Source organism: Rothia sp. CCM 9419 (assembly GCF_048512815.1).
Taxonomy (GTDB): domain Bacteria; phylum Actinomycetota; class Actinomycetes; order Actinomycetales; family Micrococcaceae; genus Rothia.
This window is the reverse complement of sequence record NZ_JBLXXY010000001.1, coordinates 158,020-177,589: the sequence shown is the minus strand read 5'-3', so window position 1 is coordinate 177,589 and position 19,570 is coordinate 158,020. Positions and strand designations below refer to the sequence as shown.

The window sequence follows — 19,570 nt, the reverse complement described above, 5'->3', positions numbered from 1 at the left end:
ATTCACACACCCCATAGTTGATACGCTAACTATCATGAACATCAGCACACGGAAAATAGTCATCTATAGCACTCTCGCTTTAGGTGCAGGATGTAGCGCCGCTACGTGGGCGTTTAATATGCTCAACAGACACGGAGGGCGAGACGTTTTCCCTATATACCAGCCATCACACGTGATGCTGTCACCGGGAGAGCCTCAGAAGGTTGCGGTTATTTTTAATCCAACGAAACCTCAGGCAGAGTTAAGTTGCCAGACCATCAAGGAACAGTTGGCTCAGGCGCAATGGCCAGAGGCATTATTTTATGAGACAACGGTTGAAGACCCCGGCTATCACGTTGCGCAAAAGGCTTTAGAGCATGGGGCACAGCGCGTTATAGCTATTGGTGGTGATGGCACTGTTCGTGAGGTTGCTTCAGCTCTAGCCGGCAGCGAGGCCACGTTAGGTATTGTGCCGATGGGGACAGGTAATCTTCTCGCACGCAATCTTAACTTAGCCTATGGAGATGTTGCAGAGTCAGTTAATACTGCTTTGTATGGGACTCCCGAACGAGTTGACATGATTCAGATGACAATGACTCATCGAGATCAGAGCATCACTGAACGGCGCTACATCATCATGGGTGGTGCAGGTTTTGATGCCCAAATTATGCATGACACTGATGAAAAGCTAAAAACTAGATTTGGGTGGGTTGCGTATTTGCAGGCAGGTTTAAAAAATCTTCTCAAACCACGCAAGTCTGTCAAAATTACAGTAGATGATCGACCTCCTATACGACGTAAAGTCCGTTCAGTTCTTATTGCTAACTGTGGTCAGGTGCAAGGTGGGGTAAATCTTACGTCTACGACAAATGCTCAAGATGGTCAGCTAGAAGTTATTATTCTGGCTCCTCGCAATTTGAGTGAGTGGATTATTGTAGGGGTGCAATTTGTTCTAGGTCCTCAAATATTCGATAAGCGCCGACGAGTTCTTGAACATGTAGTGGGCAAGAGTGCAAACATTAAGTTCGTTCGAGAAGAACAGCCGGTAGAGATTGATGGGGACACTCTTCCTCATGCAATTCGTTTACAGGCGGAGGTCTTACCGGGCGCGGTGAAGATTTCGCTTTATCCTCAAGAATCAGAATAAGAGCTAAATGGTGGGGTGTATATTCTGAAGATGGAATATACACCCCGTGATTTTATAGTCAGCTAAGGGGATAGGTTATTGCAGTAGGGATTTTACCCACTGCTCAGCTTGAGAGAATGCCTTATCAGTATGCACAGGGTCTACAGTATTTTTTTCGCAGAGCGCACGAGGATATGACCCTAAAAAGGTGAGTTGCGGGCTGATTCTATGGAGTCCACGTAACGCATCTTGCATCCGTGATTCAAAAAGGTGACCGTCAGCGTCAATTGAGAAAAAGTATGACCCTAAGAACTGTCCTGTTGGACGCGATTCGATACGCGAAAGGTTAATACCACGAGTCGAGAATTGTTCTAGGAGGTTAAGTAATGCTCCAGGTTTATCTTGAGGCAACGGAACTACCAGCGTTGTTTTATCTGCACCAGTAGGTTCGGGGATAACGGGGTTTTTTGCAACCAAAATAAACCGTGTAACAGCTTGTTTGTTGTCACCAATGTTTTCTGCAAGGACAGTTAGCTCAGGGTTGTTTTGAGCGACAGCTGGTGCGCAGACCGCAGCATCATAGGTGGGGTGATCTTCAAATAGACCCATGGCGGCAGCCGCTGTTGATTGCTCTGGAACATAGTCTGCTTGTGGAATGTGTTGTTCTGCCCACTGTCGTATTTGTGCCCATGCATGGGAATGTGTTGATACACGTTGAATATCGTCAAGGTTGATATTTTTGCGTGCTACGAGGGAGAATTCGATGGGTACGAGCACTTCGCGGATAATTCGCAAGCTTTTTTCACGAGCGATAGAGTCAAGCGTTGCACTGACTCCTCCTTCTACAGAGTTTTCGATAGGGACCATAGCCGCGTCTGCTTGGTCTAAGAGAAGTGCTCTAAAGGCGGCAGGAACGGTGGGTGAGGGGAAGCGTTCACTGGTATGAGCTTCGGGAATACTCAGAAGTGCCGATTCGGTGAAGGTTCCAGATGGTCCGAGGAAGGTGTAGCGCATGCGTTCTAGTGTATCTGTTTCTTAGGAGGTGTTTTGACGTAGCGACAGGTGTATAAAAGGTGCTTGGGTTAGGCATCATGACGGTGTTTTACATATTAAACAACCACCCAAAGGTGAAGTATCTCACACACAATTGTTATCTTTGCGCAACCGCTAGAGAATGATATTTAGGTCACACAAGGCCTATTTGTATATTTCAGTCCAATGGAGGATCTCATGCGCATTAGCGTACCCCGCGAGATAAAACCACAAGAACAACGAGTTGGCATGACCCCAGACGGTGTTCACGCTCTCGTCGAAGTGGGACATGAAGTTCTTGTAGAAACCGACGCCGGCGTCGGAGCAGGCTTTAGCAACAAAGAATACCAAGAAGCTGGTGCACGCCTTGTCAGCGCAGATGAGGCATGGAACAACGCAGAACTTCTCGTCAAGGTCAAAGAACCTATTGAATCCGAATACCAGTATCTACGCGAAGATTTAACCCTATTTACTTATCTTCACCTTGCAGCAGACAAACCACTCACACAAGCTCTCATAACAGCAAAAACACGTGCTATTGCTTATGAAACAGTACGCGTTGGGCGAGCCCTACCGTTACTCCTACCCATGAGTGAGGTTGCAGGTCGTCTTGCCGGCTCTGCAGCAGCACAATATCTATTGGGTTCCCAAGGTGGCCCTGGCATCCTTCTTGGTGGCGTTCCAGGTGTTGCACCGGCACGAGTTGTTGTCCTTGGCGGCGGCAATGTTGGTACCCATGCGGCACAGATGTGCGTAGGACTTGGTGCCGAAGTCACCATTCTTGAAGGATACGGCCCTCGAGTACGCGAGTTGAATACTATCTTTGGTTCTACAGCTCGTATTCTGAACTCAACTCCACGCAATATTGCGCGTGAGATTTCCGAGGCAGATGTTGTCGTTGGGTCAGTGCTTGTCCCTGGGGCAAAAGCTCCTAAGCTAGTACGCCGAGAGCACCTGTCTTCTATGAAAACTGGTGCATTGCTCATCGACGTAGCAATTGATCAGGGTGGTTGTTTTGAGACTTCCCGACCAACCACCTATCAAGACCCTATCTATGAGGTCGATGGCATCCGTCATTATTGTGTCGCAAATATGCCGGGAGCTGTTCCACGTACCTCTACGGTGGCACTGACCGATGCCACCTTGCCTTATATCCTCAAGCTTGCACAGGGCGTTGATCAAGCGTTATCAGAAGATTCTTCCTTGCAAGCAGGACTCAACACTGATAGCGGAAAAATTACGTTCCCAGCTGTTGCAGATGCATTCCCTGACTTAGTGAAGTAAGTTTTCGCTTCGTCATGCCATAAGGGGTGGTGTTCAAGAATTTTTTTCTCTTGAACACCACCCCTTATGACGTACTGTGCTTGTATCAGGTAAAGATATTTTAGGAAGTTTGTTTTAGTCGTTGTGCTGCTTCAGAGTCAGAGTCGTTGAGGAATTTTTCAATCCGTTCAGCTTCATCTGACTCTCCAATCGCAGATGCTGCTCCACCCAGTAGATATAAGGCTTTGAGAAAACCTCGGTTTGGCAGGTGAGTATAGGGTATGGGGCCGTGCCCACGCCAACCATTAGCACGGAGAGAATCTAGCCCGCGGTGGTATCCCACACGAGCGTAAGCATAACCTTGAATCAGGTTACCTTCCTCCAGTGTTTTTTCCGCAAGAAGCGCCCACGCCAGTGATGATTTAGGGAAGGAGTGCGCTAACGATTCAGGCGATTCCCCTTGTTCAATGCGGGCAAGCAATTCTGTTTCTTCTGGTAAATAGGTGGGGGCAGGCCCGTCTAGAAGATTTTTTCCGGCTAAAGACATGATATTTTTCCCTCTTTTTTGTGTAATTACAATTTTTTGTCCCTCAACTATTATGCAAGGAGTATACGCAGTCATCCTACCGAGGATTGCCCTGACCTTAGTTCATTTACGGCACGCAAGAAAAGCTGCCCGCCACAACAAGTTGATGACGAGCAGCTTTTCAATCATCTAATAAAAGTTAGCTACCTCTGAGAGAAAATACTTAGTTACGTTATTCGGCAAAAGAGGTCACGCCGTTGACGCCTAGAACGCTATCTCTTTTTGATGTTTCAGGGTGCTCTACCTGCTCAAGGTTCTGAGTTTTATACCATTTGATAGCAAGCAGGTTCTTTTTAAGCTGGGTCACCAGCACTGCGACAACCAACGCTCCTACCGTAAGCGCCACTAAAAGATATACGAGAACGAACACCGTTGTTGTTTCTACAGACATCGCAGATTCTCCTTAAGATTGCCGATGCATTTTGGGTAAAACACTTCACCCTTGTGAGCGATGTTACTCTTCATATTCTTAGAAAGTCAACAAAATCTTTAGAAAATCAATAAAAAATACGGTGCGACAAGCTCACATTGTGAACCTGTCGCACCGTAACAACGATAAAACGTTATTCTTGCAAGAACTACTTGATAGATGTCCCCACAGAGCCAAGCTGCTGGGCAGCCTCAACAACGCGAGCGCTCATGCCAGCTTCTGCTGCAGCGCCCCATACACGAGGATCATAGGTCTTCTTGTTTCCGACTTCGCCGTCAACTTTAAGAACACCGTCGTAGTTGGAGAACATGTGTCCAGCAACAGGGCGGGTGTATGCGTACTGGGTGTCAGTGTCAATGTTCATCTTGACAACACCGTAAGATACAGCGTCGGCAATTTCTTGCTCAGTAGAGCCAGAACCACCGTGGAATACAAGGTAGAAGGGCTTCTCTTTACCGTACTTCGCGCCGACTTCTTCCTGAATTTCTTTGAGGAGTTCAGGGCGAAGGTGCACGTTACCGGGCTTGTAAACGCCGTGGACGTTGCCGAAGGTAAGAGCTGCCATGTAGGTGCCTTTTTCGCCAAGTCCAATAGCTTCTACAGTTTTGATAGCGTCTTCAACAGTGGTGTAGAGAGAGTCGTCGATAGCGCCTTCTACACCGTCTTCTTCGCCGCCGACTGCACCAATTTCAACCTCAAGAACCTGGTGGTTCTTTGCGGTACGTGCAATCATCTGCTGAGCGATTTCGAGGTTTTCTTCTAGTGAGATAGCAGAACCGTCCCACATGTGAGAGTTGAAGATGGGGTCTTCGCCACGAGCTACAGCTTTTTCGGATTCTTCGAGAAGGGGAAGAACATAGGAGTCTAGCTTGTCTTTGGGGCAGTGATCGGTGTGTAGTGCAATGTTTACATCGTATTGCGCTGCGACAACTTTGGCGTATGCGGCAAATGCGAGTGCACCAACGACCATGTCTTTTTTGCTAGATCCAGACCAGTAAGCTGCGCCACCGGTTGAGGCCTGGATAATACCGTCAGATCCTGCTTCTGCGAAACCTGCGATAGCAGCGTTGAGCGTCTGAGAGGAAGTAACGTTGATTGCAGGGTACGCAAAACCTTTAGTCTTTGCGTTTTCGAGCATTTCTGCGTATTTTTCCGGGGTTGCAATAGGCATGCGGACTCCTTGGAGTTTTGTTAGATAGCCACCGGTATTGATGACTGCGTGTTCACGGTACGCTTGTTCAGCTATGTGACATAAGCGCACGTTTGTACTTCTTATTCTAGCAACTTACAGGCTAATAGCTACGGAATTTTTCGCAATGTTTCGGACATAAACCCACTTAATAACACGCTATTTCGTCACCTTACAAACAACTATTACCAGCTTTAACACCCTTTCCACGGGAAAGAAAAAGCCTACTAAACTCAAATGTCACAGCAAAACCCACGCTTTTCCACGCCATTAAATACCACCACCAAGAAAGCTGACTAAATCTCACACAATGGCACATCACGCCCCTACACAACACACCTAGAACAATTCTCATTTTTTGGAATAAAAGATGTCTTTTTCTACACTATCGGCGTGCCTAAGATAGCTTTACCACCAACCTTGTGGCTAGAATCACCGAATACGCATCACATTTTGTGAGGGCTCAACGACGCGCCCTCCACACAGCAATAAAGGAACTACCACTATGAGTAATCCGCACCCACACGTCACAGGGGACCACCTCAAAAACTACGAGCCAGTCCCTACACAAACCATCGATCAAGTACAACTCTCACGAGGCTCACGTGCAGAAGAAATAGAATCCGGTGAACGCACCAAGCGACTCATCGGCCTATTCGGAGGTCTATTCGCAGCAGTACTGATGTATTGCATCCTGCCAGCAGATATGCCTCACGCCGCACGACTCACCGCAGCTACGGCCGTCCTCATGGGTGGCTGGTGGATGACAGAAGCTCTCCCCATACCCGCAACAGCACTGCTACCATTAGTGATTTTTCCGGTCTTCAACCCAGAAGTAAAAATCAACGACGTAGGAGCCTCCTACGGCAACAGCATCATCTTCCTCTTCATGGGAGGATTCCTCCTAGCCCTTGCCATGCAAAGGTGGAACCTGCACCGGCGTATCGCCCTTCTCACCCTACGAGTTATGGGCTCCCGACCCTCAGCCATGGTTGCCGGCTTCATGATAGCTACAGGCTTCCTCTCCATGTGGGTCTCCAACACTGCAACAGCTGTCATGATGCTCCCCATCGGCGTTTCAGTTCTAACCCTTATCGCTCAAATTCAGCATAAAGACACAGGAACAAGCACCAAAGATGCGACAGCAGAACTCGTCACATCAAATTTTGGTACGGCACTCATGCTCGGTATCGCGTATTCTGCATCTATTGGTTCGCTAGGAACGCTCATTGGAACCCCACCAAACACCCTACTTTCCGGTTACCTTGCTGATACGCACAACATCGTCATTGGATTTGGACAATGGATGCTTGTTGGTGTTCCCCTAGCCGTCATCATGTTATTCATTTGCTGGTTTATGCTCACCCAAGTAGTATTCCGACCCGAAATTAAAGAGATTCCAGGCGGTAAAGAACTCATCAATAACGAGTACAAGAAACTTGGTCCCATGAGCTCAGGAGAGCTTCAAGTGCTCATTATCTTCATTGGTGCAGCACTTGCATGGATTCTTATCCCCGTTATCTGGGGCAAGCAAGCACCTATTACTGACGCCGGAATTGCCATCCTCGTCGGATGTATTCTCTTCATGCTCCCCGCTGGCAAAGCCGGTAAAAAAGGTGTTCGACTCATCGACTGGGATACTGCGATGCAACTACCTTGGGGCGTCCTCATGCTTTTTGGTGGAGGCCTTGCACTCTCTAGCCAATTCACAAAATCCGGTCTTACCGAATGGATTGGTAAAGCAGTAGGTCACCTCGACGCGCTGCCTCTAGTGCTCATGATTTTCTTAGTAACAGCAGGAGTAATCTTCCTCACAGAGTTAACCTCAAATACTGCAACAGCAGCAACCTTCTTACCTGTTGCCGGTGGTATCGCCATGGGAATGGGATTCAACCCAATGCTACTAGCTATTCCTGTTGCGCTCTCAGCAACCTGCGCTTTCATGCTTCCAGTAGCTACCCCGCCCAACGCCATTGCATACGGCTCTGGTTATGTCTCCATCTCGCAAATGATTAAAGGCGGTTTCTGGCTCAACGTCATCGGGGTCTTCCTCATTACTGCAACCACCATGACTCTAGCCACCTGGGTCTTTTCCCTCTAACAACAGAAATATAACGGCCCAAAACTAAGAGATACATTACTGGTGGGGCGGTTAAGAATGTTCTTAACCGCCCCACCAGCATCATTTTAATAGTTATAAAGCCCTAGGACGAATGCACTTTTTGCCCAAAGACATGGCGACGTACCCATGCGTGCATGGCCACTGCTGCAGCACTTGCCGCGTTCATCGAACGTGTAGAACCAAATTGTTCGATAGATAAAGTAGCTTCTGCTGCATGGTGAATCTCTGGTGAAAGACCGGGGCCTTCTTGCCCAAAAACAAGAACACATTTTTCAGGTAAATCGTAAGTTTCTAACTGCTGTGAATCTGGAAAAATATCGATACCAATAACAGCAATATCTTCACTACGCGCCCACTCTAAGAACTCTTCAATTGTGGGGTGATGACGCACATGCTGATACCTGTCAGTCACCATTGCGCCGCGTCTATTCCAACGCCGTTTACCGATAATATGTACTTCTTGCGCAAGGAACGCATTAGCTGTACGCACAACAGTTCCAATATTCAAATCGTGTTGCCAGTTTTCAATAGCAACATGGAAGTTGTGACGCTTGGTGTCGAGATCAGCAATAATTGCTTCCATTTTCCAGTAACGGTATTTATCAACAACGTTACGGCGGTCGCCTTCTCGTAAGAGCTGCTCATCCCACCAGTCACCTTCTGGAAGCTCTCCTTCCCACGGGCCAACACCAATGGTGTGAGATAGTTCCGCGGAGGTTTTTTCATCTTTTGAGCTAGCGTATTCTTCGCTCACCTTATCTCCATCTGCCAAGAAAAGAATGGTAGCAGCGACACCAGAAAAGGTGCAGCTGCTACCACCAGAAAAGTTTTTTAATCGAGGCCTAAATCAGTTTTTGAGTATGCATAGAGGCAAGGGACTCCTGCAACCTCTTCAATATGTTCTTTTGCGCCAGTAGCACGGTCTACAATCACAGCCACAGCAACTACCTGAGCGCCGGCAGAGCGTAGGGCTTCAACCGCGGTCAAGGCAGAACCACCGGTGGTTGAGGTATCTTCAACAGCGACAACACGACGTCCTTGCACGTTAGGGCCTTCTACTTGACGTCCCATACCGTACGATTTCTGCGCTTTACGAACCACAAAAGTGTCAATAGCGCGGTCTTCGTCGCCGGCAGCGCGCATGATGGCATGCCCGACAGGATCAGCACCCATGGTGAGCCCACCAGCTGCATCAAATTCAATACCGGCAGAGTCAATCAGGTCTAACATGACCTGCCCGACAAGACGTGAAGCCTCGTGGTGTAAGGTTACTCGACGCAAGTCCACATAGTAGTCTGCTTCCTGACCAGAAGCTAGAGTTACTTTTCCGTGAACAACGGCAAGTTCTCGGATGAGTTCTTGTAGGCGTTGGCGAGCTTGTTCAACGGGCATTTTTTCGGAGAGCTTAGTCATGCTCTCTAGTCTAGTCATCTTCTTCGGTTCACACGAGATAAAGCATCACTAAGATGATGAAAAACTCGTAGGTATCTACGCTTCGGCATCATGGCCAGTTTGGTTGCCAGTGGTAAACATTTGATTCGGTAGTACACAGTTATTCTGTTTGCGAAGCAACTGGTTCTGTGTTGGTCCTGCTACTTTTCACAAGCGGGAACTTTTTGACCCTGAATAGTTAAGTGTGCACCCCAGTTAGGGGGTACTCTATCATGCTCGTTTTACCTTATAGGTCGCAGGAATACATATCAGTTATATAGTAGGTTGTGGAATTTTTTCCATACCTAATTATATCTATTTCCCTAGTTTTGCTAAGAATATTCCAATACATATAGAAGCAACACAGGCAAGGACCCCACTAAAGTAAACCAATGTATCTACAAATGGATTGCGTATATATGCAGAAAATGCGAGTATTGAAAGTAGTGAGAGAATTATTGGATTGCTTCTAAAAATATTATCTTTTTCATAAGACCTCTTAGATGCAAAAATAATTATTATCATCCAGAGAGCCACATAAATTATATTTAATAGTGTCAATTATTAATCTAAGCCCTTTCTACCCTCGGAGTTCTCTAACCAAAGAAACACATGACCCTATTCCTAGCAAATCAAACACCTCGTTCATGACGAAAGTTAGATCGGCAGCAGCTGCCACTATCTTATGGACCTTTTCATGACGACTCCCAATTGCTACGAGAATCCATTACCGAATTTAAAAATGTGATTCAGAACATATTTGCAAATGTTTTGAACAACTATAGAGCGAATCCTGGGAATGGTCAATATGTTCCTAAAAAATTCACAAGGCTTAGGGCATCCCTTAGCCAATTATTACCTCATACTGACGCGGCAGTGGTGCATTTCAACGCCAGACGTGTGTAAGAAAAAAGTTCCTATAAACCGGGTCAGAGCTGATAGGGAAGTGCGTGGGTGGAATTGGAACGGGTTATAGATCTGGAGAGAATACTACTTTTGGAAACTAGTTAAAGTAGCGTTCCCCAAAGATTTCGCTGCTTCAAATGCCACATATCTCTCAACAATTGAGGCATTTGGGAACACCCGCGCATACTCTGCAATTGCTTGCCTACGTTGCCCTGCTACAACATAACCACAGAACATCTGTAGCTCTGGTGTTGCAAAATACTCGTAGACACCTTTCGTCTGAAACATTCGCAACAGAGTTTTTACCTTTTCGTTTCCAAACATTTTTCTCCTAAATCACCCATGGGGTTGCACACCAGACACCTGCAGCTACCAGATATGTCACAATACCTACGAGTCCGCCTTCAAGCACGTTGACATCAACTAGCCAAGCTAACACCCAAGCTACTTCACACCAATTCTGAGCTGCTAGAAGATAGTCGCTGACCGGCAAAAATCCAGCTATAGGAGCTGGGCAACCATAGTTCCAGTCAACTTCACACCTGAAGGCGTTAAGCACAGAAGCAGTTTCTTAAAATCATGAAACCCTCCCGCTCTTATTATGCAAAACATATGTTATGCATGACTTGTATCTCACTGTAGAGAGCTTTTTGAGAGAAGTAAACGTCAAAACAGGTATTTTTTAAATATCAAAACAAGTATTTTCTAGTTAGTTGGGGGATCCCCCTGCTCTGTTCGACAAAGAGTGAGCGCTGGACGCAACTAGACAGTACAAGTCCAGTTAGTTACTCTTACAAACCACCACACGACGACAAGAACCACCCCTTAGCTTCCAACACCAACAGTTGCCACCAGAGCCAACATCAACTACGCTAAAACAAGAGGCCTAAGAAGCTCCACGTTTGGTGATTACACTGTACTTGCTAAGCGTCGCCTTATACCCCCGTCACGCACCCCAATGCGCTCGCAAACTCCTCTCAAAAGATTTTTATAAAAAGGGGCAAATCAAAGACGTAATTAGACGCGAAAACGTGGTCAATGTCGATAACCAACGCACGATAGAAAAAGGGGCTGGGCTGTTAAAACGCGTACTTGTATAGGTCTGCCCGTAGGGGTTTTGGCCAGCGGGGCGCTCCTGGTTTCTGAGCAGAGAAAGACCCTCTGGGCGTCTGTGACGTGTACGGCGAACCGGGCTTCTTTTGTTGCGGTTCTGCTGGATAGTACTAGACTCGTAGACACAAGCTTGGATTCCTTTCGCAGTAAGACACGAGACGGAATTTGTGAACCGGAAGAGTTACCGTTCTTCCAGTTCTTTTTTATCTAAAACTGCTCTAAGCCCGTTCTAAATTCTCTATCGGCTCCTTATGAATGGCTCGACCGCGCAACGCTTGCAACATATATCCCAGTGCTTATCGCGATAATTAGCAGAGCTAGCATCGAATAGTTACTGACAGCTTCGTTTATAAAGCCCATGCTTCTAGCAACTAGTAGAGATATACCGATAGCAAAAAATACCAAAGGCAGGATAATTTTATTTTTTGTTAGCACTTTAATTCAGCACCTTTATTGAGATGAACAGCCTGTAACAATTCCGTTGATTTCTGTGAAAGTGACCCCATTTCCATCTTGAGCACATTCTTTAAGCTTTTCCTGGTTATTCCAGGCCCATCCGAAGAAGATTCCGCCCGCTACTCCAACAGGCCAATAACCCGAGCCCAAAAGGCCAGCAAGTCCTGCCGAGTCCTTTACCTGCCCATACCCATCAATCATTTTCTGGACTTTGCAGGAATCTAACTTAACATCATTGGTTTGGCTGCCAGTAATAAAATCAACTGATACGACCTCAGTTTTCGTTTCGCCCTTACACTCTTCCGCAACTGCAGGAGTGTATATTCCTCCTGCTAAGCCAAGAGTTAGAAATCCAACAACAAAACCAGTTGAAATTTTTTCATAAAAGTCATTGTTCTTTTTTCCATCTGAGCACCTCTACCCTGTTGGTTAGCATAATATTAATCCAATCATGGCAAAAATAATCAGTCAACTTATCACATCACAAATTGATAAAGCCACCAAACCCTCGTGTGTACGGGGAAATCTTTTTAGAGTCACGTATAAGGAATGAGAAATAAAATATCCCAAAATTCTTGATTCAAACTCCTTGACCACGCACAATACAATGTGCCATGTATGTTACATGGCTACTACATCAGATAGCGTACTCACAGTACGCATACCAACCACCCTCAAAAAGCGTTTAAATGCATTGGCTCAGCGCACTGAACGCCCTGTTGCTTTTTATGTCAAAGAGGCATTGGAACAGAGTATCTCAGAACTTGAACATGCTTATGAATTGCAGACTCGTGCTCAAGCAATACGTGAAGGTAGAGTCCGCACATATACCCTTGATGAAATCCGTACTGAATTAAGTCTATAACATAGCTAATTCTTTATGGATGAAGGTCTTTGATAAGCAGATAAAACACCTCTGAGAGGTGGCGAGTTATCTACAGCTTCTCACGCGCACGTTTAAGTACGAGGTTTAATGAAAAAACTTCTTGAAAGAAGCTTTTTTGTAGTGGAGTAAAAATAGGGGTAAAAACGGTTATTAACTAGGTTAAACAGTGCTTACATGGATTTTTAACTTCCACCCAAATGTCACACCCTAGATTAATGAGCTGTTTGCCTTCCCTATCGTGCAGTCAAAGAGAAAATCTGGCTTCGTGAAAACGGCTCTTGAACACTTAGAATCACCCTAAACGTTACCCAGCAAGGTGCAAGAGAAGCCGCCCATCACCACATCCAAGATCAAGTACTTCATCTCCGTCGTTTGCGATGCTCTCAGCGGCGGCAAAGTCCCATGTTGCTCGGACAGTTGTTGCTTCGTATTTATCAAACAAGGGCTCATCGAAATAGTATTGGCTTACTCGAAGTTTTGCTATTCCAGACCTCACGATTTTGTCTATTGGTGGTTGCAAATCAACGGCATCTAATGCTAATTGATTATGCTCAAATCTGCTTGTTCCAGCAGTCATCTCAGTATCCTCTTTTCTTTTTTTGAAAGTTGTTGTTTATTAGACCGATTTACAAACGCGCCAAATAATCCTACGAACGTAGCTATAAAACCGACTATAACTAAAGCAAGACCAGCTTAATCAACATGTATAAAAGCGGAACCAATAAAACCTATAAATACTGCAGTTTGCAGGAGTAAAACATAGGCAGGCATCTGAAGAACTCGCTTTGTCGAGTCTACTCTTTTGATGATGAACCCTGACATTAGAGTGTTTTGAACACCGTTAGCAACGCCAATGAATGCTGCTGCTACCACTATCTGCCAAGTAAGTTGTGTTGAACCTACTATTACGATGCTGAGACCAATTACGGCTACTGCTATAGAAGCACCAGACGCCTCGCCGATTTTCTTTCCTACAAAGCTAGAAAAATTACGGGGCCTGCTACCAGGCCCGTGCTCAACGTTGCAACGATAACTCCGTAAATCTCGGCGTTTATACCGAGTTCATTACGGATTCTTACCAGAAGAAGAACGTTTAATGCGCTAGTTACCAAAACTGTAATGAGGAGCGGAGTGATTGCACGAGATACTCCTTCAGTCCGGAGTAATCCCAATATATCTACGCTTTTACTATCTCCATAACTATTTTTCGTGCCTACACCAACGTTCAATAGTTTAGGTAACGATATAGCAGTGCAGGCTACAGAAATAAGCATGAGAATAGCTACATACAAGAACCCCTGAGGCCCGGGTGATAAGGCAAAAAAGATACTTCCAATGAGTGGTCCAACAACATATCCAAGGTTACGTACCGATTGAATCACTCGGTTTGCTCTATCGATTCCTGCCTCATCAGTAAACAATGCGGGAAGCGCAACCATCACCGCAGACCAGAGTATAGAGCCTAGACACCCAAGTGCTGCGGAAACTATGAGACACCAGAACAGTGTATTCATAAATGATGCAACAGCAATAAGTGTTGCTTCAGCGATAAATACAATATTGATTACACGCCGAGCGCCGAAAAATGCAAGCAAACGAAGTGAAAAAAGCCAGCTGATATACCTCCAAGAAGCCCAGCAGCAAGTAATGCAGATACTTGTGCAGGTTCAGTTTGACCTGTCTCTGAAAAACGTAAGGCAAACATAACTTGCGTTGCCTCATCTCCAAAGCTTCCTAGAAATAGTGCTACGCAAGCTATACCTGTGGCAATTTTAGTGTCAGACCTTTTAAAGAAATCATCTATGTAACTCATAAATGCAGCTCTTACCCTTTATCGTGGGGATTGTTTGTCCCAATCTAGTCGCTCTACAACCATCACCATGAGTACTGCTACCAGTATCCCAATGAGTCCCGGTATGACTGCCCCTACCGGATCATTGCCCCATTTTTCTGGCAATAGCGCTTTGACAACTACCGGCACACCCCATAGGAGACACAGTGCCCCTATAAGGGTGAGGGTAACTGTCTTTTTCTTTGAGCGACCAAAGAACTGTCGGGCTGGTTGTTCCTGCGTGTTGTTTTTGATTCCTAGCCATGTAAGCATCTGAGACTCCTATCAGCTGATGGATATTGATAAACAAATCACCAAAACAGGTAATCGCTCATTTTATTTAAACCACCTTGTTAAAGTGAGACTTAAATTTTCTCAAGAAAATTTATAAAATTATAATATTTATTCCATAAATTACTCTAGTTTTTTCATTGATGGCACAAGCGGCAACCCTATGACCAAATCTTTATTTGACGACCCGACGCCCCGTGTCTCAACGCCATGGCAGGAACAAGAAAAATCCATAAATTTTTACACTACTCATGTGTCGTTTTTATAGACATAACATCGCAACGGTGACCCGACCAGAAGCACCCAGCTTGTGATATACAGTTCCGGTATTTTGTTCACATTGATGATGTAACTAGGTTTGCACGCATTGAAGGATTCGTATGACAGGCAAGTAGCTACCGAAAAGTTCGGCTGAGTATCGCTACGGTAAAACACGATTTTGAAGACCCACTGATTCTGATTGATAGGACCGCTAGCTGTCACCCGTTGTTCCTAACACGTACTTCCAGCAAACAACCAAGCCTGCACATATAGACCATGTTTGCCAGACAAACGCCGGTTCCGCTATCAAACCGCTAATTAGCCTGAGCCTTTATAAACCTCGTTCTAACCTGTTTCCTGCTCCACATTGCTCTAAACATCCAATACCCAAGCAACCCAGCAAAAGGCCAGATACCAGAAAAGACATTTAATAATGCCACTTGTTAATCTAAAATCTTTCTGTCCTCTGGTGACAATGAGAATCTATTACCCAATTAGATGATTCAACTATACGTGACGATGTTTTGACTCTTATAGATACATTTTCCGGAACTAGCTGACACCTCTCTACTACATCAAGAACCGACTAGACTGAAAATATGAGTATTTTTTCTTCTGACCCAACCGAAAAAACATCCCAAAAAATAACACGCTACGTTCTTGGTGCCGGTCTGAGCTTCATGGGTGCGTTGCACTTCAAAAAAGATTCAGTCGAAAAGTTCGCGAGTATTGTTCCACCCATAGTTCCAGGCTCAGCTGAAAATATTGTGTACCTTTCTGGCGTAGCAGAGCTCGCTATCGGAGGAACACTCCTACTCGCACCACGAGCACGAAAAGCTGCTGGTTTAGCAGCCACAGCACTATTTGTGGCAGTTTTCCCTGCCAATATTTATCAATACCTTGAAGGGATTGATATTCCAGGGGTATTTGAGACAGATGCTCAACGGCTACGTCGTCTGCCCTTGCAGTTACCGTTAATTATGGTTGCCCTCTATGTGGCACAGCAGCGTTCAACTTCGTCAGCATCTCCTGATACTCAGCTTCAGGATGAGAGTCGTAGACGATAGCGCCTCCTGCGCTCACAGATATGGTGCCGTCAGCGTCGATAATGAGTGTGCGAATCACAATGGATAGCTCAGCCGAACCGTCTGCACTAAAAAATCCCAGAGCACCCGAATATACTCCGCGAGCGCGTTTTTCCAATGAGTCAATGATGCTCATCGTAGATGCTTTAGGTGCTCCGGTCATCGAGCCGCCAGGAAAACATGCGGCCGCTGCATCAACAGCAGTGATTCCCTCACGTAACTGTGAACGAATAGTGGACACAAGTTGATGTACCGTAGAGTAGCTTTCTACTCCCATCAGCACCGGAACGTTAACCGTACCTGGTTGGCTCACTGTTGAGAGATCATTTCGCAGTAGGTCAACAATCATCAGGTTCTCAGCCCGTGTTTTTGGGTCGTCCCTGAGCCATTGTGCTCGTTGTTGGTCTTCTACGGGGTCGTGGCTGCGAGGAATGGTGCCTTTGATAGGTTTCGTTTCCACGATTCCGGTGTTTTTCACCTGAAGGTAGCGTTCTGGGGAAGAACTGAGCACATACCATCCTGCACAGTTGAAGAAAGCGGCGTAAGGGGCAGGATTCTTTTCTCTTTGAGCGAGATAAATCCCTAGGGCTTCTTCTGCACTCAACGGTTTTTCTGTGTGTATGTGTGTGGCGGTGGTGAGGCATACTTCGTAACTGTTGCCGTCATGTATCTGCTCTAGGCATGTTTCTACATGCTGGCAATAGTCCTGTTTTGAGGGCGTTGGAAAGTTCAACGGAGGTGCCGGAATTGGCTGGTATATCGTGAGGTTACGAAGCTGCCGCTCCATGTGATGGATCCATGTGCTATCTCCAACTAGCCAGCTCTTTGCTGTGCGGTGCTCATAGATGAGGTAGTTCGTTGCAGGAAACCATAAAGCATCTGGTGTAGTACGGGGAGCATTTTTTGCATGTGGGGTATTAGCACCGATGTCTAAATCGAGGTGTGTTTCGTACCCAAAATATCCGACGTATCCGCCCAGTAGTAGAGTCTCTTCAGGAGAGGACATGGTGCCCGATGCGGGGGTGGGTGCTGTCTCTAATTTTTGGTGGAGAACTTCCCAGATGTCACCATCAATGGTGCCGTTGGGTGTTCCGTTTCCGTCGTAGAGGTGTACTTGTGGGGTTGGTGTTCCAGCGTGAACATAGTGCAATATCTGGGAGTCTTCAGGAACTACACCAATATAAGAATAATGAGACATGCTAGAGCTGGCTAAAGCGCTATCAAGCCAATAAGAATACCTGCTATCAGCAGTAATAACCGGATAGGCTTGGGCAGGTTCAATAGGGTAGCTCAGAGCTAAAATCTCTAGTTCCACAGGCTTATTCACCCAATATATGCTACCGGATGTACGGGACTGATAATTTTCTTCTATCCGGTAGATTCTTTTGCCCTACAGACAAGAGGTGTTCTCACTAAAATACTTAGTGAGAACACCTCTTGTTCTCGATGTTCTCTAAGGCTTCATAAAAGGCGTGAAAAGTACAGTATTTTAGAGAACTTGAGGAGTGTCTCCATTGTCAGAAACCATAGGTTTTTGAGCATCTGCCCACGCGCCCATTCCACCAAGAACGTTAATCGCATCAAAACCGTACTGGTTAAGATAGGCAGTTGCTTTCAAAGAACGTCCACCGGAACGACAGATAACATACACATCAACGTCGGTAGGTACTTCTCCGTAACGTGCAGGTACCTCTCCCAGTGGGATATGTTGAGCGCCTTGAATATGGCCAGCTTCCCATTCGAAGTCTTCTCGAACGTCAAGAATTTTAGCGCCTTCAGGAATCTGTTCAACAGTTACTTGCGATAGCTCGTCATTCATGATTTTTTACTCCTAGAAATACGGACGTTAGATACAACTCTTCCATTAGATGGACGAACCAACAAGAGGATTTTTGAAGGAATGTTAAAAAGTTTCTCCTAATTTACGATGTGTTTCCTCGGATAAAGCATGTTTTACAAGGCAATATGCTAAGAATATGCAGATAAACCAGTTTTTGGACTAAGGTTTTACAAGAAAACATCTGTGTACAAGATGTATCAGTACCCCAAAAAAAAATTTAGCGAGTTGATATGAATTCTGCAGCAGCAGGAAACTCTCCGGTATCGGATCCTCATAACCCGACCGGCAAAAAATTCTTTGGCCATCCCCGTATGCTGGCAAACCTTTTCTCCGTAGAAATGTGGGAACGTTTCTCGTTCTACGGCATGCAAGGCATCATGGTCTACTACCTCTACTATTCGGTGGCAGACGGTGGCCTTGGACTTCCAGAAAGTTCAGCTACCGGTATCATCGGCGCTTATGGGTCGATGGTTTACCTCTTCGCTATCGTCGGAGGGTTCTTCGGTGACCGCGTATTTGGGCCAGAACGAACATTGTTCTATTCGGCGCTTGCCATTATGGCAGGGCATATAGCTCTTGCATTACTCCCTGGTGTTGCCGGAGTTATTATCGGTATGGTTCTTGTCGCAATCGGCTCTGGTGGCCTTAAAACTAACGCGTCAGTGCTCGTCGGATCACTCTACTCACGAACTGACCCGCGACGAGATGCTGGGTTCACTATCTTCTATATCGGTGTTAATATTGGTGCTCTCCTTGGTCCTCTATTGACTGGCTTTGCATGGAAGACTCTTGGATTCCACTTTGGTTTTGGTCTAGCTGCCATTGGTATGGCGTTTGGTCTCATTCAATATTCTTTGACACGTAAGAATCTTCCCGCTGAGGTTCACACTATTTCTGATCCTCTCCAAGGACACGAAAAACGCCGTTACAGCATTGCAGCTATCGCGGTGCTCAGTATCATTGCGCTTCTTCTTTCCTTGGGTGTTGTGACTGCAGATAATCTCTCTAGCTGGGTCATGGGTCTTATCCTCCTTGGCGCTTCTGCGTTAGCGTACCAGCTACTCACCTCACAGCAGACCACTGAGACAGAGCATTCACGAGTTATTGCGTTCTTGCCGCTATGGGTTGGTAACGCCGTATTTTGGGCTCTCTACCAGCAGCAGTTCACCGTCATGGCAGTGTACTCTGATACTCGCCTTGACTGGAACATTCTTGGTTTTGAATTCCCTCCCAGCACCATTAACTCCATCAACCCTATTTTTATTATCCTTTTCGGTACTGTTTTTAGTACGATGTGGACCAAACTTGGTGATCGTCAGCCTCCAACACCTATTAAATTTGCCCTTGGCATCATTGGTGTAGGTATTGCGTTCCTGATCTTCCTGACACAGGCAGGTAACCCTTCTGTCAATGTTGGTTGGATTGTTCTTATCCTCTTTGTGTACTCCATCGCTGAGTTGACGATTTCTCCGGTGGGTTTCTCGCTAGCGACAAAGCTTGCCCCTGAAGCTCATCGAAGCAATATGATGGCGTTCTACTTTACGTCAGTGTCCATGGGAACGGTGCTTTCTGGTTGGTTGGCACAGTTCTATTCTGAGGAGACTGAGGTAGCCTATTTCTCCATCCTCGGTGTTGGCACCATTGTTATCGGCATTATCCTCTGGTTCTTCAATGGTTGGATTCTTCAGCGTATGAAAGGTATCCGTTAATGAGCTGAGGCCTATAAGCGTTCAAGAATTATTA

The 19,570-nt window shown here is 46.0% G+C and carries 21 protein-coding genes; 6 read left to right on the top strand and 15 right to left on the bottom strand.

Translation table 11 applies throughout. The features are described from left to right. Positions 1 to 34: 34 nt before the first annotated feature. The gene (locus tag ACN08W_RS00890) at positions 35 to 1,126 is read left to right on the top strand and encodes a diacylglycerol/lipid kinase family protein (RefSeq protein WP_419108563.1); all 1,092 of its coding nucleotides are present in this window, start codon (positions 35 to 37) and stop codon (positions 1,124 to 1,126) included. A gap of 75 nt (positions 1,127 to 1,201) precedes the next feature. On the opposite strand, the gene pheA is transcribed toward ACN08W_RS00890, so the two are convergent. Next, entirely contained in the window at positions 1,202 to 2,119 is a 918-nt protein-coding gene (pheA, locus tag ACN08W_RS00885) for a prephenate dehydratase (RefSeq protein ID WP_419108562.1), read from the bottom strand. 216 nt (positions 2,120 to 2,335) lie between these two features. On the opposite strand from pheA, the gene ald reads away from it, so the two are divergent. After that, positions 2,336 to 3,421, top strand: a complete 1,086-nt coding sequence (gene ald, locus ACN08W_RS00880) for an alanine dehydrogenase (RefSeq protein ID WP_419108561.1) — start codon at positions 2,336 to 2,338, stop codon at positions 3,419 to 3,421. 100 nt (positions 3,422 to 3,521) lie between these two features. Here the strand turns inward: ald and ACN08W_RS00875 are convergent, their stop codons facing one another. The 3 genes from ACN08W_RS00875 to fbaA all read right to left on the bottom strand — a co-directional run bounded on the left by ACN08W_RS00875 (position 3,522) and on the right by fbaA (position 5,587). Beyond that, on the bottom strand, positions 3,522 to 3,947 hold the full coding sequence (locus ACN08W_RS00875) for a DUF3151 domain-containing protein (protein WP_419108560.1): 426 nt from the start codon (positions 3,945 to 3,947) through the stop codon (positions 3,522 to 3,524). A 211-nt stretch (positions 3,948 to 4,158) separates the two neighbouring features. Continuing rightward, positions 4,159 to 4,377 carry a hypothetical protein gene (locus tag ACN08W_RS00870; protein WP_419108559.1) on the bottom strand — a complete coding sequence of 73 codons (219 nt, stop codon included), beginning with the start codon at positions 4,375 to 4,377 and terminating at the stop codon, positions 4,159 to 4,161. A 187-nt stretch (positions 4,378 to 4,564) separates the two neighbouring features. After that, a complete protein-coding gene (gene fbaA / locus ACN08W_RS00865) occupies positions 4,565 to 5,587 on the bottom strand; it encodes a class II fructose-bisphosphate aldolase (RefSeq protein ID WP_419105772.1) in 1,023 nt (340 codons plus the stop codon). A 523-nt stretch (positions 5,588 to 6,110) separates the two neighbouring features. Here fbaA and ACN08W_RS00860 point away from each other — a divergent pair. After that, positions 6,111 to 7,706 (top strand): SLC13 family permease, encoded by a 1,596-nt coding sequence (locus ACN08W_RS00860; RefSeq protein WP_419103172.1) that lies wholly within the window; start codon positions 6,111 to 6,113, stop codon positions 7,704 to 7,706. A gap of 103 nt (positions 7,707 to 7,809) precedes the next feature. Here the strand turns inward: ACN08W_RS00860 and ACN08W_RS00855 are convergent, their stop codons facing one another. The 5 genes from ACN08W_RS00855 to ACN08W_RS00835 form a co-directional block, all read right to left on the bottom strand. Further along, entirely contained in the window at positions 7,810 to 8,481 is a 672-nt protein-coding gene (locus ACN08W_RS00855; RefSeq protein WP_419101130.1) for a TrmH family RNA methyltransferase, read from the bottom strand. A gap of 77 nt (positions 8,482 to 8,558) precedes the next feature. Next, positions 8,559 to 9,140, bottom strand: coding sequence for an orotate phosphoribosyltransferase (gene pyrE, locus ACN08W_RS00850; protein WP_419108558.1), 582 nt, complete (start codon positions 9,138 to 9,140; stop codon positions 8,559 to 8,561). 1,008 nt (positions 9,141 to 10,148) lie between these two features. Next, positions 10,149 to 10,388 carry a hypothetical protein gene (locus ACN08W_RS00845; protein WP_419103174.1) on the bottom strand — a complete coding sequence of 80 codons (240 nt, stop codon included), beginning with the start codon at positions 10,386 to 10,388 and terminating at the stop codon, positions 10,149 to 10,151. 7 nt (positions 10,389 to 10,395) lie between these two features. Next, positions 10,396 to 10,623, bottom strand: coding sequence for a hypothetical protein (locus ACN08W_RS00840; protein ID WP_419108557.1), 228 nt, complete (start codon positions 10,621 to 10,623; stop codon positions 10,396 to 10,398). Between the two features lie 1,004 nt (positions 10,624 to 11,627). Further along, entirely contained in the window at positions 11,628 to 11,834 is a 207-nt protein-coding gene (locus ACN08W_RS00835) for a hypothetical protein (protein WP_419108556.1), read from the bottom strand. Positions 11,835 to 12,258: 424 nt separating this feature from the next. Between ACN08W_RS00835 and ACN08W_RS00830 the strand changes: the two genes are divergently transcribed. Further along, positions 12,259 to 12,498, top strand: a complete 240-nt coding sequence (locus ACN08W_RS00830) for an antitoxin (RefSeq protein ID WP_419108555.1) — start codon at positions 12,259 to 12,261, stop codon at positions 12,496 to 12,498. Positions 12,499 to 12,823: 325 nt separating this feature from the next. Here ACN08W_RS00830 and ACN08W_RS00825 read toward each other — a convergent pair whose 3' ends face one another. The 4 genes from ACN08W_RS00825 to ACN08W_RS00810 all read right to left on the bottom strand — a co-directional run bounded on the left by ACN08W_RS00825 (position 12,824) and on the right by ACN08W_RS00810 (position 14,623). Further along, positions 12,824 to 13,015: a methionine biosynthesis protein MetW gene (locus ACN08W_RS00825; RefSeq protein WP_419108554.1), complete on the bottom strand. Its 192-nt coding sequence runs from the start codon at positions 13,013 to 13,015 to the stop codon at positions 12,824 to 12,826. A gap of 475 nt (positions 13,016 to 13,490) precedes the next feature. After that, the gene (locus ACN08W_RS00820; RefSeq protein ID WP_419108553.1) at positions 13,491 to 14,114 is read right to left on the bottom strand and encodes an MFS transporter; all 624 of its coding nucleotides are present in this window, start codon (positions 14,112 to 14,114) and stop codon (positions 13,491 to 13,493) included. Further along, on the bottom strand, positions 14,084 to 14,332 hold the full coding sequence (locus ACN08W_RS00815) for a hypothetical protein (protein WP_419108552.1): 249 nt from the start codon (positions 14,330 to 14,332) through the stop codon (positions 14,084 to 14,086). Before ACN08W_RS00815 ends, ACN08W_RS00820 begins: the two co-directional genes overlap by 31 nt. Before the next feature lie 18 nt (positions 14,333 to 14,350). Then, positions 14,351 to 14,623: a hypothetical protein gene (locus ACN08W_RS00810; protein WP_419103180.1), complete on the bottom strand. Its 273-nt coding sequence runs from the start codon at positions 14,621 to 14,623 to the stop codon at positions 14,351 to 14,353. Between the two features lie 878 nt (positions 14,624 to 15,501). On the opposite strand from ACN08W_RS00810, the gene ACN08W_RS00805 reads away from it, so the two are divergent. Next, a complete protein-coding gene (locus ACN08W_RS00805) occupies positions 15,502 to 15,969 on the top strand; it encodes a hypothetical protein (RefSeq protein ID WP_419108551.1) in 468 nt (155 codons plus the stop codon). On the opposite strand, the gene ACN08W_RS00800 is transcribed toward ACN08W_RS00805, so the two are convergent. Both ACN08W_RS00800 and ACN08W_RS00795 read right to left on the bottom strand, forming a co-directional pair. Continuing rightward, on the bottom strand, positions 15,881 to 17,314 hold the full coding sequence (locus tag ACN08W_RS00800; RefSeq protein ID WP_419108550.1) for an anthranilate synthase component I family protein: 1,434 nt from the start codon (positions 17,312 to 17,314) through the stop codon (positions 15,881 to 15,883). The two genes, ACN08W_RS00805 and ACN08W_RS00800, sit on opposite strands and share 89 nt — an antisense overlap. A gap of 162 nt (positions 17,315 to 17,476) precedes the next feature. After that, a complete protein-coding gene (locus tag ACN08W_RS00795) occupies positions 17,477 to 17,806 on the bottom strand; it encodes a rhodanese-like domain-containing protein (protein ID WP_419103183.1) in 330 nt (109 codons plus the stop codon). A gap of 251 nt (positions 17,807 to 18,057) precedes the next feature. On the opposite strand from ACN08W_RS00795, the gene ACN08W_RS00790 reads away from it, so the two are divergent. Further along, on the top strand, positions 18,058 to 19,536 hold the full coding sequence (locus tag ACN08W_RS00790; RefSeq protein WP_419103184.1) for a peptide MFS transporter: 1,479 nt from the start codon (positions 18,058 to 18,060) through the stop codon (positions 19,534 to 19,536). Positions 19,537 to 19,570 lie beyond the last annotated feature (34 nt).

Excerpts from the sequence above, each read along its gene's own strand:
- ACN08W_RS00845 (WP_419103174.1), bottom strand. The coding sequence starts at position 10,388 with ATGTTTGGAAACGAAAAGGTAAAAACTCTGTTGCGAATGTTTCAGACG.
- ACN08W_RS00830 (WP_419108555.1), top strand. The coding sequence starts at position 12,259 with ATGGCTACTACATCAGATAGCGTACTCACAGTACGCATACCAACCACC.
- fbaA (WP_419105772.1), bottom strand. The coding sequence starts at position 5,587 with ATGCCTATTGCAACCCCGGAAAAATACGCAGAAATGCTCGAAAACGCA.
- ACN08W_RS00790 (WP_419103184.1), top strand. The coding sequence starts at position 18,058 with ATGAATTCTGCAGCAGCAGGAAACTCTCCGGTATCGGATCCTCATAAC.
- ald (WP_419108561.1), top strand. The coding sequence starts at position 2,336 with ATGCGCATTAGCGTACCCCGCGAGATAAAACCACAAGAACAACGAGTT.
- ACN08W_RS00875 (WP_419108560.1), bottom strand. The coding sequence starts at position 3,947 with ATGTCTTTAGCCGGAAAAAATCTTCTAGACGGGCCTGCCCCCACCTAT.
- pyrE (WP_419108558.1), bottom strand. The coding sequence starts at position 9,140 with ATGACTAAGCTCTCCGAAAAAATGCCCGTTGAACAAGCTCGCCAACGC.
- ACN08W_RS00870 (WP_419108559.1), bottom strand. The coding sequence starts at position 4,377 with ATGTCTGTAGAAACAACAACGGTGTTCGTTCTCGTATATCTTTTAGTG.
- ACN08W_RS00815 (WP_419108552.1), bottom strand. The coding sequence starts at position 14,332 with ATGAGTTACATAGATGATTTCTTTAAAAGGTCTGACACTAAAATTGCC.
- pheA (WP_419108562.1), bottom strand. The coding sequence starts at position 2,119 with ATGCGCTACACCTTCCTCGGACCATCTGGAACCTTCACCGAATCGGCA.
- ACN08W_RS00805 (WP_419108551.1), top strand. The coding sequence starts at position 15,502 with ATGAGTATTTTTTCTTCTGACCCAACCGAAAAAACATCCCAAAAAATA.
- ACN08W_RS00890 (WP_419108563.1), top strand. The coding sequence starts at position 35 with ATGAACATCAGCACACGGAAAATAGTCATCTATAGCACTCTCGCTTTA.
- ACN08W_RS00860 (WP_419103172.1), top strand. The coding sequence starts at position 6,111 with ATGAGTAATCCGCACCCACACGTCACAGGGGACCACCTCAAAAACTAC.
- ACN08W_RS00810 (WP_419103180.1), bottom strand. The coding sequence starts at position 14,623 with ATGCTTACATGGCTAGGAATCAAAAACAACACGCAGGAACAACCAGCC.
- ACN08W_RS00835 (WP_419108556.1), bottom strand. The coding sequence starts at position 11,834 with ATGATTGATGGGTATGGGCAGGTAAAGGACTCGGCAGGACTTGCTGGC.
- ACN08W_RS00795 (WP_419103183.1), bottom strand. The coding sequence starts at position 17,806 with ATGAATGACGAGCTATCGCAAGTAACTGTTGAACAGATTCCTGAAGGC.